Raw genomic sequence first — 16849 nt, forward strand, 5'->3', positions numbered from 1 at the left:
ATTGTAGGTAAATGAAGTACACAGGTAGGGGCACAGCACTGCTCATTGGTGTCAACTTAAGAAAAAATCTGCTTTGAGAGGACGTTTTGCCCTCATCCCCTAACCCCTTCTCCCAACTTGGGAGAAGGAGAACTAGAGAATTTGCCCCCCTCTCCCAATTTTGGGAGAGGGGTTGGGGGTGAGGGTCAAACCTGGAAAGTTCGCCAAATCTAGCTTTCACGTTAAGTTGACACCTATGAGCACTGCTGTGCCCTTAAGATCATCTGTACCTCACCGACGTTGCAATCTGCTGTAATGCTAACCCTACAAGCATAATTACAAATTATGATCATTTATTCTGGACAACCTCTAGACCTGTCCTAGCTATTGATTTAATATCAACACCCTGATTGTTTAGCAGCACTATTATAGTGGTATTTTGATTGGGGAGATATGCCAGCAATGTTACGAAGCCATAGGCTGTACCACTATGCCCAATTGCTTTTGCCAAAGGAGATGAGAACCGTTCTACACCCAACCCATAACTATAGCCTTGGCCATTATCTTTAAATTTCAGCATTTCTTTGATCATCTTAGAGGAAAGTAAGGTTTTTTTGACAAATAACGCTTTAGCGAACTTGGCTAAATCCTCTGCTGTTGAAACCAATCCACCATCTCCTAAACCATTGCCATCATTGACTTGGGCGTAGCTATCTAGCTTACCATCGTGATTGCGATCGCCATAACCTGTAGCTACTTCTCCAATTGTCGGTTCGCGCAATTCTGTGAAGGTATGTTTTAATCCTAATGGTTTTAAAATATGACTGCGGATTGCTTGTGCGAGAGTTCCTCTAGTTATATTTTCAACAATCAGTTCTAAAAGAATGTAGTTGCAATCAGTATAAATAAATTTTTCTCCGGGATTTGCACGCGGTTGTTCTTGGTACATATACTGAATAGCTTCTCTAGCTGTCCAAGGCTGTGAGCGACTTCTTTTCGCTGTAGCTTGAATAAACTCTTTTGTTTCTAGGTATTCAGCAACACCACTGGTGTGGTTGAGTAGTTGACGAACTGTAATTTTATCGCTGTTGACAATATGAGGACTGATGTCTCTTGGGAGATAAGTAGCGATCGCCCGATCTAATCCTATCTTTCCTTGCTCCACTAATTTCAGCACAACCACCGCCACAAAAGTTTTACTCATACTGGCAATAGAAAAGCCATCTGTAGGTTTCATCCTGGTTTTAGTTGACAAGTTACTCACACCAGATGCTCCCAGCCAAGAACCTTTCGGTGTAGTAATATACATTACGGCACCAGGTATTTTTTGTTCTACAACTATCTCATTTAAAAGTGTCTGTAGTTGAGAACTTTTTCCTACGGTGGAGGTAGACATGACTTGTCTAGCAAGAGATTTTCCAATTAGGCTCTGACTAATGTTATTACCCACTAAGTATCCTGCAAAACCAAGGGAAATCACAAAGACTATTGCAAATAAAATTTTGCGGAAAGCCAAAAATTTTAGGTTCATTTTACTTCCTAAACAGAAACCTAGCCGAGCTAGCTCAATCGCACAAACTAGTTAGTGAGCATCAACCTGACATCTGATATACAAATAGCATTACTCTGTTCCCAGATTAGTATCAAAATTTCAATTTACCAAGGATCACAAATATGAGAACGCTAATTAAAAGCAAAACCAAAGCCACTGTTTGGATGGTAGAAAAAGGTCAAATACGGTCTCGTTTAGACCAACTCACCACAGAAGAACCTTTAGAAATTCGCCTTATTCCTTTCCAGAAGACGGTAGCTGTAACTATGCGGACACCAGGGGCAGATTTTGAACTAGCTGCTGGTTTCCTTTACAGTGAAGGAGTCGTTAGTCGCAGGGAAGATATCCGACGCATCAGCTACTGCGTAGATGAATTAGTAGATGGTGAGCAGCGCCATAACATCGTAAATGTAGAACTGCGCGATGGGTTGATTCCAGACTTACAGCCTTTGGAGCGTCATTTCTACACTAGTAGCGCCTGTGGGGTATGTGGTAAAGCTAGCCTTGAGGCTTTGCGTCTGCGGGGATGTCCAGTGATTCCTTCTGGCCCAACGGTAACATCTGAGATCATCTACAGCCTACCTGATAAGCTTCGCGCTGCTCAAGGTATCTTCACTGCTACAGGGGGTTTGCACGCTGCGGCTACCTTCAATGCTCAAGGACAACTGTTAAACCTGCGAGAGGATGTTGGGCGACACAATGCTTTGGATAAATTGATTGGTACAGCTTTGCTCAGTAACGAGTTGCCTTTAAATAATTGTATTGTCTTGGTCAGTGGACGCTCTAGTTTTGAGATTTTGCAAAAGTCTACAACTGCTGGAGTTCCCATTGTCTGTTCTGTTTCCGCTCCCAGTAGTTTGGCGGTGTCTGTCGCCAAGGAATTCGGGATTACCTTAATTGGATTCCTCCGCGGAGAACGGTTCAATGTTTACACTGGTTTGCAAAGAATAAACGCTGTTTAAGAACACGGATTTATAGCTATTTTCAGGTAAATAGACCACGCTCTACGGGCACAGCATTGCTGTGCCCCTACGACAGATGTGGTTCAAATACATGAAAACTGCTGTAATAAAGAACAACTTTCGTAGGCAAGCCAGTGCGTTTTATACTAGTTTGATTCAGACTGCGGGAGTGCCCAAAATTGCCAAATTACCCATATAGCAAAGGTTGGTGCCCCAATTGTAGCTGCCATTAGTAACGGCTCTAGTCCATCCAATAAGGTAACTATCGGAAACAAATACAGCACGTCTTCAATGTCAAACCCAGCGAAATTTGGTTGACGGCTGGCGTCTTTACCTAAACGCTGTTCCATTTGGTTTCGCAAATGAAAGATGCAAGCAACAGACACGCCAGATAATATCCCCATAAGCAACGCCCACCAACCAAATTTTCCCTCCCTAAGACCATATCCAATACATACAAACAAAAGAATGTGGATGATGGCGTCACTAGCGAGGTCATACTGATGTCCCCATTTGCTGCTTTTTCCACTCAAACGAGCTAATTCACCGTCTGTGTGATCTAAAAAGTTGGATAAAGCAAATAGCCCTGCCCCAATGTTAGCCCAGATGGCATCGCCAACCGCAATTGCTACGGCAGCCGCCAACCCTGTCACAAGTCGCACTGTGGTGAGATGATTGGGGTTTACCCAACTGTCTTTTAGAGGTCGAACTAGCCAGTAAGCAAGTTGAGCATCCCAAGGCTTTGTGGTCATAGATGAACTTGAATTTTATGTGGTCTTTGAATATCTATAACACTGACAGTTACCACATCTTTCTAAAGATATAGATTTTTATTTAAAACGCGTTGGAGTCTGAAGAAGACGCACTCGTCAATCCCGTCGGCAAACAATATTAGAACGAATGGGTGGCGTTCCCAAACATTTGCTTGAGAACGGCATGGTGTTGATCGCGATCAACACCATGTTCGTAATTCGTAATTAAGAGTTCTAATTACCAATTATCTAGTCATGAGCGTATCTACTTTCTTCATTCTCAGGTAGTTTTGGAATGTAGAGTTGAGTTTTTCCAAAATGTCTTTAACTGAAGAAATTCTTTCCCAATTACCAGGCGACGTTTTAGGAGGGTTGCGCCAAGGCGATCGCATCTTAACATCTGTGCGCGAAAACTCCGCACCAGTACCAACCTTAGTTAAAGAAAGTCAACAGCCTTTAGGCGTTGTAGATTTCGATGTGCTTATCTGCGGTGGCACTTTAGGCATTTTAATTGGTTGCGCCTTGGTGGTGAAGGGACTGCGCGTGGCGTTGATGGAACGGGGAATTCTGCGGGGGAGGGAACAAGAGTGGAATATTTCTCGCAAAGAATTAGATGTGTTTGTGGAATTGAACTTGTTAACAGAGGAAGAATTAGCAAGTGCGATCGCCACTCAATATAACCCAGCACAAGTTAGTTTTGATGGCGGTACAGAAGTTTGGGTAGAGGATGTTTTGAATATCGGCGTAGATCCAGTTTATTTACTGGCTACTTTGAAAAGCCGATTTCTCGCCGCTGGGGGAAAGTTGTTAGAAAACACACCCTTTACGGAAGCGGTGGTTCATCCAGATGGGGTGATGGTAAATAACCAATTCAAAACTCGGTTGTTAATCGACGCGATGGGACATCTTTCACCCATCACCCAACAAGCACGCCAAGGCAAAAAACCAGATGCCCTGTGCTTAGTGGTAGGAAGTTGCGCCCAAGGTTTTCCGGAAAATAACTCAGGCGACTTGTTATTATCATTTACATCTTTGCATAATCAATGTCAGTATTTCTGGGAAGCCTTCCCAGCCAGGGATGGCAGAACCACTTACTTGTTTACCTACATGGATGCACATCCCCAACGTTTGGGTTTAGAAGCTCTATTTGAGGAATATCTGCGTCTATTACCAGAATATCAGGGAGTGGAATTGAGCAAGCTGAAATTTCAACGGGCGCTATTTGGTTTCTTTCCCACCTATCGCCAAAGTCCCCTAAAAACTCCTTGGAATCGCATTTTACCAGCGGGAGATAGCAGTGGTAGTCAATCTCCCTTAAGTTTTGGTGGTTTTGGGGCGATGGTGCGTCACCTGAAGCGTTTAACATTTGGCATTTCCGAAGCCCTGGAAACAGAACAATTATCTGCAAAAGCCTTAGCACTACTGCAACCCTATCAGCCAAGTTTGACTGTCACCTGGTTGTTTCAAAGGGCGATGAGTGTTGGTATAAATCAGAAAATTGCTTCAGATCAAATTAACCAACTACTCTCGACAGTTTTTCAGGAAATGCAACAGTTGGGTACACCAGTGCTAAAACCATTTTTACAGGATATAGTGCAGTTTTCGGCATTAACGCAAACACTGTTAAAAACTGGTTTATCCCATCCGGTATTAGTTGCCAAGATAATTCCCCAAGTAGGTTTAGGAAGTTTATTAGATTGGATGGTGCATTACGGGAACTTAGGTGTATATACTGCCTTGTTTTGGTTGAGTCCAATGCTAGAAACATGGATTAAGAATCAACCAAATGAACAACAATATTATTGGCATCGTTTGATTGATGCCTGGAAGTATGGTTCTGGCGGTGATTACTCAGATGAAACTTAGAATTTTACCTGTGTGAAAATAACATGATTGAACGGAAATCTTTAGGAATAAAATACTTTGCGGTGCTGATTGGTTTTCTGCGCGATCGCCAAGGTTTTCTAGAGGAAGTTCGCCAAGGTACAAGATTACCAACTAAAATCATTTCTCTGCTGGTTTGCAGTTCCTTATTTCTCGCCGCATATGGCGGAATCATTGGTGCATACCATAGTTGGATGCAAGCTTTGTCTTCCGCCATTAAACTCCCAGCCCTTTATTTAATCACACTTTTGATTTGTATTCCAACGCTGTACTTTGCTAACATTATTTTTGGCTCCAAGCGGACTTTTGCACAGCATTTAACATTAGTGCTGACTGCTGTTTCAGTCACAAGCGTACTTTTATTTAGCTTTGCACCAATCACACTCTTTTTCTTGATTACCACCAAGAATTACCAATTTTTAATTCTGTTAAATGTATTCATTTTTGCATTAACTGGATTTATTGGTATTTCGTCTTTATATCACGCCACGAGTTTAGTTTTAGAACAAGATAATGAAGGTAGCAAGACACGCCAGAAAATTTTACAATTTTGGTTATTTCTTTACGCTTTCGTAGGTAGTCAGTTAGGCTGGACTCTCAGACCGTTTTTTGGCACACCCGGTTCTGCCTTTGAACTATTCCGCGAAAGAGAAGGTAATTTCTATTTGAGTGTTATTCAAGCTATTAGCTATCTCTTGGGAATCCGTTAATTAGTCATTAGTAATTTCACCAAATATACAACAGATATTATGCTGGGAAAACAAAATCGCGAAATTCAAAAATTTGGGGTTTTGGTTAATTTACTCTGCGTAGACGCGTAGCGGTGAGGGGGTCGCAGTCTTGGCGGTTCCCGTCGATTGCGAACCCCCGAACCCGGAGGGCTTGTCGTCAGACATCGCCAGGCATTATTAGAATAAATTCGTCTGAAAGCCAACTTTTATCTGGATATTGTAGCGGCGATTTCCGAAATTTTAGGTTTGCGTTAATCTAAGATTTATATCACGCTACAACAGAAAAAACCCTCTGCTAAACCTGTGAAAAAACGAGTAACACTCACCTTCCCGAAACGCGCGGTGCAAATGCCAGTCACTTATGTACTGGCCAAAGAGTTCAACGTCGCCGCCAATATTATCCGCGCCCAAGTTGCCCCAAATCAAATTGGCAAACTGGTAGTGGAACTATCGGGAGACATCGATCAATTAGATGCCGCCATCGAGTGGATGCGATCGCGCCATGTTAACGTTTCTTATACATTAGGCGAAATTGCGATCAACGAGGATGTGTGTGTCCACTGTGGTTTGTGTACTGGGGTTTGTCCTACCGAAGCCCTCACCCTCCACCCAGAGACATACAAGTTGACATTCACGCGATCGCGCTGTATCGTCTGTGAGCAGTGTATCCCCACCTGTCCCGTACAGGCAATCTCTACTAACCTTTAAGATTGCCGCATACACCACGGAGGATTAACCATCCTATTTTCTCACCAATCCAAAATCCCAGTTACGCTGGAAGCGCACCAAAGGTGCGACCCAAAATTGATTTTAGCCCAACTTAAACACATCCGCGATTACACTACCATCACCCACCAGTCTAGTTTTTGCTGGAGAATCATAAACTACCAATAGCGAAGGTATACCAGCTACCTCCTGAAACAGTGTCATTCCCTCAGCGTGTTCTTCGCGATTTCCATAAGGAATATCTTGCACAAAATCTGGATTGCTGAAAACATTTTCTTGCGAATTCACACCATTTATCCAGCGATAAACTTGCACAGGGCCATCTAAATCCATCGTTGGCCCGGCTAAAATCAACAAATCTTTTCCATCTACATGCAAATCCCGAATTCCCAAACCATTCAACCAGATAAAATGCTTTTTATATAATTCCTTCACTTCCCCAATTTCTCTCAGTCTCATGAGTCCAGAGATAGAATCTTCTAACTCTATTTCCAGCACCACAGCCCAACCCCGCAATACCGGGCCGCGCAAACCCAGAAAAATGCGGTTTTGATAAATACCTATTCCTTCAATATCAAAGCCATTATCTTTTCCGGGAATTGCTGCCTTAATAAACAAGCCTAAATGGGCGTCATCTGCTAAAGCTGTCATTAGCAAATTACCCTGGTTCGTCACCTCTAGTTTAGCGGCATTCAACTGCACAGCTGGATTTTTGGGGTGTGGGCAAGATGAAAATAACTTACCCTCTATCATCGGAATCCGTCCTAAAAGGTAACGGTTGAGTTCTGATTCAATTTTTGCTAGCCTTTTAAAATTTTTTGCATCTGTATTTTCGGGTTTGGGTTTTTTACGTTTGTAGCTGTGAGAACCAACAAACCATAGGTAATAATCAGTGTAAGCAAGTCCTTCTACATCAATTTCCTGGTCTTCTGGTGCAGGTAAATTGATAAAATCTGCTACCCGAAATTGTTGGTGGTCTGTAAATTTATCAGTATCAACCAAAGAGAGACGTTCAAGAGTTGAGGTTTCATCTGACTCCAACCATAAATACTTTTGATGTGTTAGCAACACTGCTGATAAGTCTTCTCTATGTTCTTTAAAATTATCTACAAAACTCAAAGAAACTTGATTGAGCAAATGTAAGTTTGGCATTCTAAATCATGTTAATAGTTATAAAACTATTAATCATGCTATTATAATTTAAAGTTAAATCGCCGGCAAAAGAATTATCTAAAAACCATAGCTTAGATCAAATCGCTAGGGGGAATCTGCTATTTAGACCTTTGATGAATATTCCATATTTATCGAAGAGTATGTAACTATCAATAGTCATAAGCATACTTTACACCTCTCAGTGCGTAAAAAATATCAAAAGTAGATGTAAATTTTTAACTAATGTTATTATGCAATAACCTCATGAGGTACTCGTCATTTAAGAACAATTATGAAATTAGCTACACAACCCACGGTAAAAACTCTAGGGGACTACGCCTACCAAGCGATTGAAAAACACTTTAAAAAAACCTTGAAGTGGGAAAAATCAGTGAAGAAAGATGAAGATCCAGAAGCGCTGCACCAAATGCGAGTGGGAATGCGTCGTCTACGGACAGCGGTAACTCGGTTTGAGCTAGCGGTGGATGTGCCGAAACCAGTCAGCGATAAAAATATCGGTAAAATAGCCCGTCGTCTTGGTAGTCTCCGAGATTTAGACGTACTCAAAGAAAGTTTAGAAAACAATTACAAACCAAACTTACCCCGCAAAGAGCAGGAATCTCTGCAAACAGTTTTTACAGCTTTGGCTAAACAACGTGAAGATGTACAATCGAGTGTACAAAAAACGTTAAAGGATGAATCTTACAAGTCTCTAAAAGATGCATTGGATAAATGGTTAGACAAACCCAGTTATCAACCTTTGGCATCTATTACTATTCAGCAAGTGCTACCAGATTTACTTTTACCAGAAGTAAGTAGCTTTTTACTGCATCCGGGTTGGCTAGTTGGCACCCAATTTGTAGAATCAGAAGTGAAAATTCAGAAAAGCTGGAAACCAGAAAAGGTAGAAAAACAATTGACAACAGAAGGTGAAATTCTTCATAGTTTGCGAAAAGAAGCTAAACGTATACGCTACCAGATGGAGTTATTTACTGAGTTATATGGCGAGTCTTACGCAGCTGATCTTACAGAAGTGAAAAGTATCCAAGAAATTTTGGGTACGATGCAAGATAGTGCCGTCTTAACTGACTGGCTTTCAGATGTTTTCAAGTCAGAAATTCAGACTCAGTTGCCCACCCTTGCTAACTTGTTAACTGAAAATCGTTACCAATCGTGGCAGCAATGGCAACCTTTGCAAGAACGGTATCTGAAAGCTGAAACCAGGCATAGTTTTCATTTAACAATACTGCACCCGCTTTCAGGAGTAATAGGTTAAAAGTTACTCTTTGTTGGTCAAGGATTGGATTAACGAGCAGAGAATTGAATAGGAGCCTCCAGCGACAAAACATAAACACTGCTCTGGGGAATCTGTACAACACGGGTATTTTCGGCAGAGCGCAAACCTGAAATTAGTCCAACAGCGCTTCCTAAGCTGTTTCACATTTAAATTGCATATACTGAGTGGGCAAGATGCCATAGGTGTCAACTTAAACCGAAACCCCTTTAAAACCTCGTTTCTAGCCAGAGGCTAGAAATGCTCGTCATTGCGGCTCTGCCGCAAGTAAGAGGCGGAGCCTCTCATTAGGCATTCCCAGTCAGAGACTGGGAACGAGGCAATCTCTAAAAGCTGATTATAGACTGGCTTTCACCTGAAGTTGACACCAATGCAACATGTTGTGCCCCTACCCGTGTACTTCATTTACCTGCAATATGCTGTAATTTCCGATAATTAAAGGTAACTGGCGATAAATAAAGACGGGTTGCAGCCCGTCTAAATAGCTTGAAAGTATAAATACACCTTATATAGTTTTGAAAATAACACAGTTAATTTTCTCAGAGTTGCCAATTTGCCAAATCATAAAAAGAACAAGAATGGGCTTGGGCAGATTTGATTATTATGTCGGACATGATTGTGCAACAAAGCCGTTAAGAAGCTTAAAAAAATAACTCATATTACAATACCTAGAAAGCCCAAAATCAACCTGCGTTTAACTACAAAGCGTAAAAGTTTCGGTCGCATTGTTAATGCGTCCCCTTACAATGCCAATGTATCCCGATACAATGTTAATGCGTCTCCTTACAATGCCAATGCATCCCGATACAATGTTAATGTGTCTCCTTACAATGTCAATGTATTCCGATACAATGTTAATGCGTTCCCCTGAATTAAAAACGCTACGCTTTTAGGCAAAACTGTACTAAGTGACCATGCCAGCCGATAATTTGGAGATTAATCAAACGACTGCGGCACAATTTGCTCAATTAGTGCTGGATTGTATCGGGCGGGAGTATCCTAACAGTAATCTGTATTGGGCTGATAGCGACGAGGATATAAAACCACCACGTGAATTGACTCCTGCTTTTTATGGCTGCTTAGATTGGCATTCAGCTGTACATGGTCACTGGTTGCTGGTACGTCTCATGCGTCACTTTCCTGAAGCTTCCTTTAATGCAGCGTCAAAGCAAGCACTTGAGCAGAGCTTAACACCTGAGAAGATTCAAGGAGAGATTGCCCATTTTCAGCGGCTGCCCTTTTATGAATTTCCTTATGGCGTGGCATGGCTTCTGCAACTGGCTGCGGAACTTCACGAGTGGAATTATCCTCAAGCAAAAGAATGGCGAGTTGTATTGGAACCGCTAGAAAAGTTGATTGCAGGTAATTTACAGTGCTGGATTGACGGACTGAAACTTCCAAATCGCACAGGAATGCATAGCCAAACAGCTTTTGCACTTGGTTTGATGCTAGATTGGGCACGGATTACCGAAAATACTGATTTCACTCAGTTAGTGGAGAACAAAGCCCGGCAATTCTATCTCAACGATCGCAACTACTCGTTACAATTCGAGCCGCTTGGCTACGATTTTCTCTCTCCTGGCCTTGCTGAAGCAGACTTGATGCGGCGAGTCCTGCCAACAACAGCTTTCACTGACTGGCTCACCGATTTTCTTCCCCAAATACCGATTGAGAATTGTGCAAATTGGTTACAACCGAACATAGTAGATAATCCTAAAGATTATATGCAATCCCACTTCTGGGGTCTTAATCTCAGTCGCGCTTGGATGCTTGAGGGGATCATTTCTGGATTGGCAAATGGCGATCGCCGCATAGAAACACTTCGCTCTGCTGCCGTTCACCATCGTCAAAATGGACTAGCTGATGTTGTAATTGAACATTATGCAGCTAGTCACTGGCTAGGAACTTTTGCTGTTTACCTTCTAACGAATCGTGGATTGCAAGGGCAAATTATTTGAACAGTCTGGACGATCTCACAATGTATCAAACTTTGTAAAAACTCGAACAATTAGCTCAAAGAAATAAGTAGTAAATTAAAGGGGGATTTTCCCAATCCCTAATCTCCAATGCCCCAAACCTTAAAAGATGCCAAGTAAATATCCTTTAGCCGACTGAGACTGTCAGGATCAGAAAGTAAAGAGTAGAAGGCAATCTATTTTGACTTTTAACTTTCTCCTTTTGTTCAAATTTCCACAACGGGAGGTTTAATCTTGACCAAATTGAAAGTTGGTATCAATGGCTTCGGTCGAATCGGGCGACTTGTGCTTCGCGCTGGCATCGATAACCCTAACATTGAGTTTGTGGGGATTAACGACCTAGTACCACCAGATAACCTCGCTTACCTGTTAAAGTACGACTCAACCCACGGAAAATTAAAGCACAAGATTGAAGCCAAGGAAGATGGCATCCTCATTGACGGGCATTTCATTCCTTGTGTCTCCGTGAGGAATCCAGCAGAGTTACCTTGGGGACAATTACGTGCAGATTATGTCGTGGAATCTACGGGACTCTTCACTGACTACGAAGGAGCCGCAAACCACTTGAAGGCAGGTGCAAAGCGAGTGGTAATTTCCGCTCCCACCAAAGATCCAGATAGAGTTCCTACTCTACTAATGGGTGTAAATCATCACTTGTTTGAGGCCAGCAAAGATATAATTGTCTCCAATGCTAGCTGCACTACAAACTGTTTAGCTCCCATAGCTAAGGTGATCAATGACAACTTTGGGTTGACTGAAGGGTTGATGACCACAGTCCATGCCATGACTGCCACCCAGCCAACTGTAGACGGGCCCAGCAAAAAAGATTGGCGGGGTGGTCGAGGTGCAAGCCAGAATATTATTCCCTCCTCCACAGGCGCAGCTAAAGCCGTAGCTCTGGTTTTACCAGAATTGAAAGGTAGGTTAACTGGTATGGCATTACGAGTTCCGACTCCGGATGTCTCTGTAGTTGATTTAACTTTTAAAACTGCCAAAGCCACCAGTTATCGGGAAATCTGTGCTGCCATGAAGGAGGCTGCCGCCGGCTCACTGTCGGGTATCCTGGGCTATACAGATGAAGAAGTAGTTTCCACAGATTTTCAAGGCGATACCCATTCTAGTATCTTTGACGCAGGTGCTGGGATTGAGTTAAACTCCAACTTCTTCAAGGTAATTGCTTGGTATGACAACGAATGGGGCTACTCGAATCGCGTGATTGACCTGATGTTGTCTATGTTACATAAGGAAGAACTCGCACCGACAGCGGCTGTGGTTTGATTGGTCAATTAGTCATTTGTCATTGGTCATGGGTCATAAGTCATTAACTTTTGAACGCCAGTTCGCACAAGTCGGGAGACCCGCCCATGCGACTGGCTCCTTTTGACCCTTGACTTTAGGGATTTGGGTCAAATGGTTAATACCTCGAAAACAAAACGTCATCTAGTATCTTTACTTAGTAAATCAGTGATATGAAACACGTGTAAATTTGGATGCTTTGGGCGATCGCTCAAAGCATCCAAATTTGCAGGTTATTCCTCAACCCCCAATCCCTATGCGTCGAACCAAAATCATTTGTACTGTTGGGCCGGCTACATCTGCACCTGAAAGGTTGCAAGCCTTAGTAGAAGCTGGAATGAATGTGGCGCGGCTGAATTTTTCCCACGGGGCTTATGAATTCCACGCCAAAACAGCTCACTATCTTAGGCAGATTAGTAGTGAGCAGCAAAAGCCGATCGCAATTATGCAAGACCTGTGTGGGCCCAAGATTCGCTTGGGAATTTTACCACCGGAAGGGTTAAATTTAGAAGCTGGTAGTGAAGTTACCTTTGTTTTGCAAGAAAAGGGTGAGACTATCGAGGAACTACCCCTACCATTGCCGACTTTATTCGCAATGGTGCGACCAGGCGAACCGATTTTGATCAATGATGGTCGCGTTAAGTTGATTGTTACCGCTCGCGATGCCGATCACATTCGCGCCCAGGTGAAAATTGGCGGGTTAATTTCTACGCACAAAGGAGTAAACTTGCCAGAAACTCCTTTACCTGTCAGTTCGATCACCGAAAAAGACTTGCTGGATTTGCGCTTTGGGATTCAGTTGGGTGTAGACTGGGTAGCGGTGTCTTTCGTGCGATCGCCACAAGACTTAGAACCCGCCAAGCGAATGATTGAAGCCGCTGGCGCTTCGATCCGTTTAATTGCCAAAATCGAAAGAGCAGAGGCAGTAGAAAACTTTGACTCCATTCTGAAAGTTGCTGACGCGATTATGATTGCCCGTGGCGATTTAGGGGTGGAAGTACCAATTCATGAAGTACCCCTGATTCAAAAAGATATTATTCGCCGTTGCAATCGTGCTGGCAAGCCGGTGATTACAGCCACCCAAATGCTAGAGTCGATGATTAGCGCCCCTGACCCCACCCGCGCCGAGGCAACCGATGTTGCTAACTCCATCTTGGATGGAACAGACGCGGTAATGCTTTCTGGTGAAACCGCTGTCGGACAATATCCCATCGCCGCTGTCCAGATGATGCACAATATCGCCGTGCGGACGGAACAGGCTTTAGATGAGGGTAGCAGACATGCCTGGTGTCATGAAGCAGGCAGTCTCAGCGTTACCGAATCGGTGGCAGAATCAGTGTGTCGCATCGCCTATGAAACAGGCTCACGGGCAATTCTCTGTAACACGACCTCTGGAAGTACGGCAAGAATGGTGTCTAAATACCGGCCAACTTCTCCCATTATTGCCCTAACCTCTGACATCACTGCTTATCACCAGTTAGCGCTTTCTTGGGGTGTGGAAGCTTTGCTGATCCCACCAGTCCACAATGCCGAAGAGATGTTTACGAATGTGGTAGACACTGTTGTAGACATGGGTCTAGCGAATAAGGGCGATAAGGTGGTAATTACCTCTGGGGTTCCAATTGGTAAATCGGGAACAACTAGTTTAATCAAAGTGCATTCCATTGGACAGCTAATTTCGGCATAAGGCGCTTAGAATAGGGCTGTGGCTGTGGATAGTAGCAAACTTGGGCAATGATTCCGAAAAATTGCCAAAATCAGAATTGAAGGAATAGTAGAGAGTGTAAAGAACTGGGGAATAAAGTAAATCCTGTAACATTCATCACGGAGCATTTTATGTCTAAGAGTTTACTGGAACAATTGCGGAAAATGACTGTCGTGGTTGCGGATACAGGGGATATCCAGGCAATTGAAAAGTTCAAACCCCAAGACGCCACCACCAATCCTTCTCTGATTACTGCTGCGGCGCAGATGCCGGAATATCAGGAAATTGTTGATCAAACTTTACTCCAGGCAAAGAAAGATGCTGGAGCCAAAGCTACCCAAACACAGATAGTTTCTCTAGCTTTTGACCGTCTGGCAGTTGCCTTTGGATTAAAGATTTTACAAATCATTCCTGGTCGTGTGTCTACGGAAGTGGATGCTCGCTTATCCTACGATACCGAAGCTACAATTTCTAAGGCACGGGAATTAATTGCCCAGTATAAAGCCGCTGGAATTGGCCCCGATCGCGTGCTAATTAAAATTGCCAGCACCTGGGAAGGCATTCGGGCTGCGGAAATCCTCCAAAAAGAAGGTATTCACTGTAACCTTACTTTGTTGTTTGGTCTTCACCAAGCGATCGCCTGTGCAGATGCTGGCGTTACCCTAATTTCTCCCTTCGTTGGTCGGATTCTCGACTGGCACAAAAAAGATACCGGACGGGATAGCTACCCAGCAGCCGAAGATCCAGGAGTTTTGTCTGTCACCAAAATCTACAACTACTACAAAAAATTCGGCTATAAAACCGAAGTTATGGGAGCTAGCTTCCGTAATATTGGTGAAATTACTGAACTCGCAGGTAGTGATTTGTTGACGATTTCGCCGTCGCTTTTAGGTGAATTGCAGGCAACCGTTGGAGAATTACCACGCAAACTCGACCCTGCCAAGGTAGCAAGCTTGGAAATTGAAAAAATATCCATTGACAAAGCTACCTATGACAAATTGCACGCCGCTGACCGCATGGCAACTGACAAACTAGACGAAGGCATCAAAGGTTTCACCAAGGCATTAGAAGACCTTGAAAAACTTTTAGCAGACCGATTAGTTCGCCTTGAAGGAGAGGTAGTAGCAACTCATTAGAACCTAACGATAGTCATTATTTAATGGTTAGTGGTTATTCTAATAACCACTAACCATTAACAATTGGCTTAGTTGCATCAGCAGTCATTAATACCGTTGTCGGATAATCAGGTATTGTCCAACTGGCTGCCGTCGTCGGATATTTTCGTATCCTCTGAAATGCTCCCGTCGTCGGTTATTTTCGTATCGTTCAAAACGCTCCCGTCGTCGGTTATTTTCGTATCGTTCAAAACGCTCCCGTCGTCGGTTATTTTCGTATCCTCCGAAATGCTGCCGTTGTCGGATAATCTGCCGTCGTCGGATCATTTGGTATCGTCCTGACGGCCGTCGAGCAATTAAAAGCTCTCCGGTTTTATCTCCAACGAGGTTAGCCTCTGGCGCAGCGCTCTGTTCATTGCGAACATTACTTAGAGAAATATCCTTCGCTTCAGCTAATGAGGGCGGATACACAAAGGCACACAGCAATAGTGCTATTGAGGATAACTTCCTGAAACCTTTCATGTTTTTGCTTCTACTAAACTTTTGGTAATAACTTTATTAAACACCTTAAAGTCAAAAAATTACCACTCATCCACTTTTTTTAAATTTAATTTAAGATGAAACTTTATCTTCAAATTTCATCCTTATGGATAATTGTAATATTTTCAATCTATGTATATAAATAATCAGTATCTAGTCAAATTTAATTTTTTCTACATCGAAAAATTATAGCGTTTATTAATTGAATACACTACATTTTTTCTGGGGAAATAGTCCGGAAAACCTTTCCTAGTAAGGGCAAAATGCTCCCATGTTTTGATTTAAGCAAGCCTTAGCTCAGACTTATCTCCATTCCAAAAAATATATCAAAAGTGTATTGAATGTAAACGATAAATGTTAAATTTTATTAGTAAAAACTGTAAATAACTAGTTGTTAGCAGGTTTATAGCTTCAGTCAACCTGACTCAAATAAACCCTAAATATTTTGAGATGCCATACCCAATCCAAATACCCAGAATGCCCGAATAACGTTCCATAAAATCGAGGGAATCGAGAGCAAACTTTCACCCCAGAATTTCGGATGTAGTTGCCAATAGTAGAGCCGAAAAACATTCCAATCCCGATAAGTAATTAATTCATTTGGTGAAAGCCTCAAAAGTAATTTAAATGAATCGCTATAAATAGACATTTCCAGAAAAGAATGTAGAGACGCGAAATTTTGCCTCTCTCCAAGGGTTTGAGTGAACGCATAATTAATTTTCCCAGATGTTTAATGTCCAGAATTTAGCTTTCAAATGGAAATTCTGTAGAGTCAGCGATCGCTTCTACTTTGCTCAACTTTTGAGTCAGGGGCAAGGGTAAATTTAGATAGTCAAGCGATCGCTAGTTGGTAAAGTCTGCAATGCGCTTCGGATAAGATCCCCCCGCCTGCGGCGACCCCGATAAATTGGGGGTAAAGATCACAAAAGAGCAACCCTTTTAAAGGGAGCCAGCACGGTAACTTTAGGAACCAAAGCAACGCACTGGCTCTTTTCTATGTATTTCAAAAATCAAATAAGTTATGAAAATAAACTTGCACATTTGGAATGCTCCCCTTTTTACAAGGACAACTCTGTGAAGAAATATCTGAAAAAGAATCAGAAATAATCAGTGGTGGAAAAGTGGCGGTAACGCAAAAGTATCCATCAGATGGCGATGACTCAAGTAAAGTTGAAGTGCTGTAAC

15 protein-coding genes are annotated in these 16849 nt (G+C 42.7%); 10 read left to right on the forward strand and 5 right to left on the reverse strand.

All coding sequences use genetic code 11. The annotated features are described in order from the left end of the window. Positions 1 to 328: 328 nt before the first annotated feature. Entirely contained in the window at positions 329 to 1510 is a 1182-nt protein-coding gene (locus V7L29_RS32200) for a serine hydrolase domain-containing protein (protein WP_334738040.1), read from the reverse strand. A gap of 143 nt (positions 1511 to 1653) precedes the next feature. On the opposite strand from V7L29_RS32200, the gene fdhD reads away from it, so the two are divergent. Continuing rightward, positions 1654 to 2493, forward strand: coding sequence for a formate dehydrogenase accessory sulfurtransferase FdhD (fdhD, locus tag V7L29_RS32205; protein WP_334738041.1), 840 nt, complete (start codon positions 1654 to 1656; stop codon positions 2491 to 2493). 146 nt (positions 2494 to 2639) lie between these two features. Here the strand turns inward: fdhD and V7L29_RS32210 are convergent, their stop codons facing one another. Then, entirely contained in the window at positions 2640 to 3245 is a 606-nt protein-coding gene (locus tag V7L29_RS32210) for a CDP-alcohol phosphatidyltransferase family protein (RefSeq protein ID WP_334688972.1), read from the reverse strand. Positions 3246 to 3563: 318 nt separating this feature from the next. Between V7L29_RS32210 and V7L29_RS32215 the strand changes: the two genes are divergently transcribed. The 3 genes from V7L29_RS32215 to V7L29_RS32225 all read left to right on the forward strand — a co-directional run bounded on the left by V7L29_RS32215 (position 3564) and on the right by V7L29_RS32225 (position 6568). After that, a complete protein-coding gene (locus V7L29_RS32215; protein WP_334688217.1) occupies positions 3564 to 5111 on the forward strand; it encodes an FAD-binding oxidoreductase in 1548 nt (515 codons plus the stop codon). A 23-nt stretch (positions 5112 to 5134) separates the two neighbouring features. After that, positions 5135 to 5839 (forward strand): actin-binding WH2 domain-containing protein, encoded by a 705-nt coding sequence (locus tag V7L29_RS32220; RefSeq protein WP_334688216.1) that lies wholly within the window; start codon positions 5135 to 5137, stop codon positions 5837 to 5839. 324 nt (positions 5840 to 6163) lie between these two features. Then, the gene (locus V7L29_RS32225; protein WP_334688215.1) at positions 6164 to 6568 is read left to right on the forward strand and encodes an NIL domain-containing protein; all 405 of its coding nucleotides are present in this window, start codon (positions 6164 to 6166) and stop codon (positions 6566 to 6568) included. Between the two features lie 102 nt (positions 6569 to 6670). Here V7L29_RS32225 and V7L29_RS32230 read toward each other — a convergent pair whose 3' ends face one another. Continuing rightward, positions 6671 to 7738 carry a DUF3616 domain-containing protein gene (locus tag V7L29_RS32230; RefSeq protein WP_334738042.1) on the reverse strand — a complete coding sequence of 356 codons (1068 nt, stop codon included), beginning with the start codon at positions 7736 to 7738 and terminating at the stop codon, positions 6671 to 6673. 292 nt (positions 7739 to 8030) lie between these two features. Between V7L29_RS32230 and V7L29_RS32235 the strand changes: the two genes are divergently transcribed. The 5 genes from V7L29_RS32235 (at position 8031) to V7L29_RS32255 (ending at position 15145) form a co-directional block, all read left to right on the forward strand. After that, entirely contained in the window at positions 8031 to 9014 is a 984-nt protein-coding gene (locus tag V7L29_RS32235) for a CHAD domain-containing protein (protein WP_334738043.1), read from the forward strand. Between the two features lie 932 nt (positions 9015 to 9946). Next, a complete protein-coding gene (locus V7L29_RS32240) occupies positions 9947 to 10990 on the forward strand; it encodes a DUF2891 domain-containing protein (protein ID WP_334738044.1) in 1044 nt (347 codons plus the stop codon). Positions 10991 to 11242: 252 nt separating this feature from the next. Continuing rightward, entirely contained in the window at positions 11243 to 12286 is a 1044-nt protein-coding gene (gene gap / locus V7L29_RS32245; protein ID WP_334738045.1) for a type I glyceraldehyde-3-phosphate dehydrogenase, read from the forward strand. A gap of 274 nt (positions 12287 to 12560) precedes the next feature. Then, positions 12561 to 13991: a pyruvate kinase gene (pyk, locus tag V7L29_RS32250; RefSeq protein WP_334738046.1), complete on the forward strand. Its 1431-nt coding sequence runs from the start codon at positions 12561 to 12563 to the stop codon at positions 13989 to 13991. A 149-nt stretch (positions 13992 to 14140) separates the two neighbouring features. Continuing rightward, positions 14141 to 15145: a transaldolase gene (locus V7L29_RS32255; protein ID WP_334692673.1), complete on the forward strand. Its 1005-nt coding sequence runs from the start codon at positions 14141 to 14143 to the stop codon at positions 15143 to 15145. An 87-nt stretch (positions 15146 to 15232) separates the two neighbouring features. Here V7L29_RS32255 and V7L29_RS32260 read toward each other — a convergent pair whose 3' ends face one another. Then, a complete protein-coding gene (locus V7L29_RS32260; RefSeq protein WP_334692672.1) occupies positions 15233 to 15646 on the reverse strand; it encodes a hypothetical protein in 414 nt (137 codons plus the stop codon). A 454-nt stretch (positions 15647 to 16100) separates the two neighbouring features. Continuing rightward, positions 16101 to 16313, reverse strand: coding sequence for a hypothetical protein (locus V7L29_RS32265; RefSeq protein ID WP_334738047.1), 213 nt, complete (start codon positions 16311 to 16313; stop codon positions 16101 to 16103). 397 nt (positions 16314 to 16710) lie between these two features. On the opposite strand from V7L29_RS32265, the gene V7L29_RS32270 reads away from it, so the two are divergent. Beyond that, positions 16711 to 16848 (forward strand): microviridin/marinostatin family tricyclic proteinase inhibitor, encoded by a 138-nt coding sequence (locus tag V7L29_RS32270; RefSeq protein WP_334692670.1) that lies wholly within the window; start codon positions 16711 to 16713, stop codon positions 16846 to 16848. The last annotated feature ends 1 nt before the right edge of the window (position 16849 follow it).

The sequence above is a fragment of the Nostoc sp. genome, from assembly GCF_036916575.1.
Lineage (GTDB): Bacteria > Cyanobacteriota > Cyanobacteriia > Cyanobacteriales > Nostocaceae > Nostoc.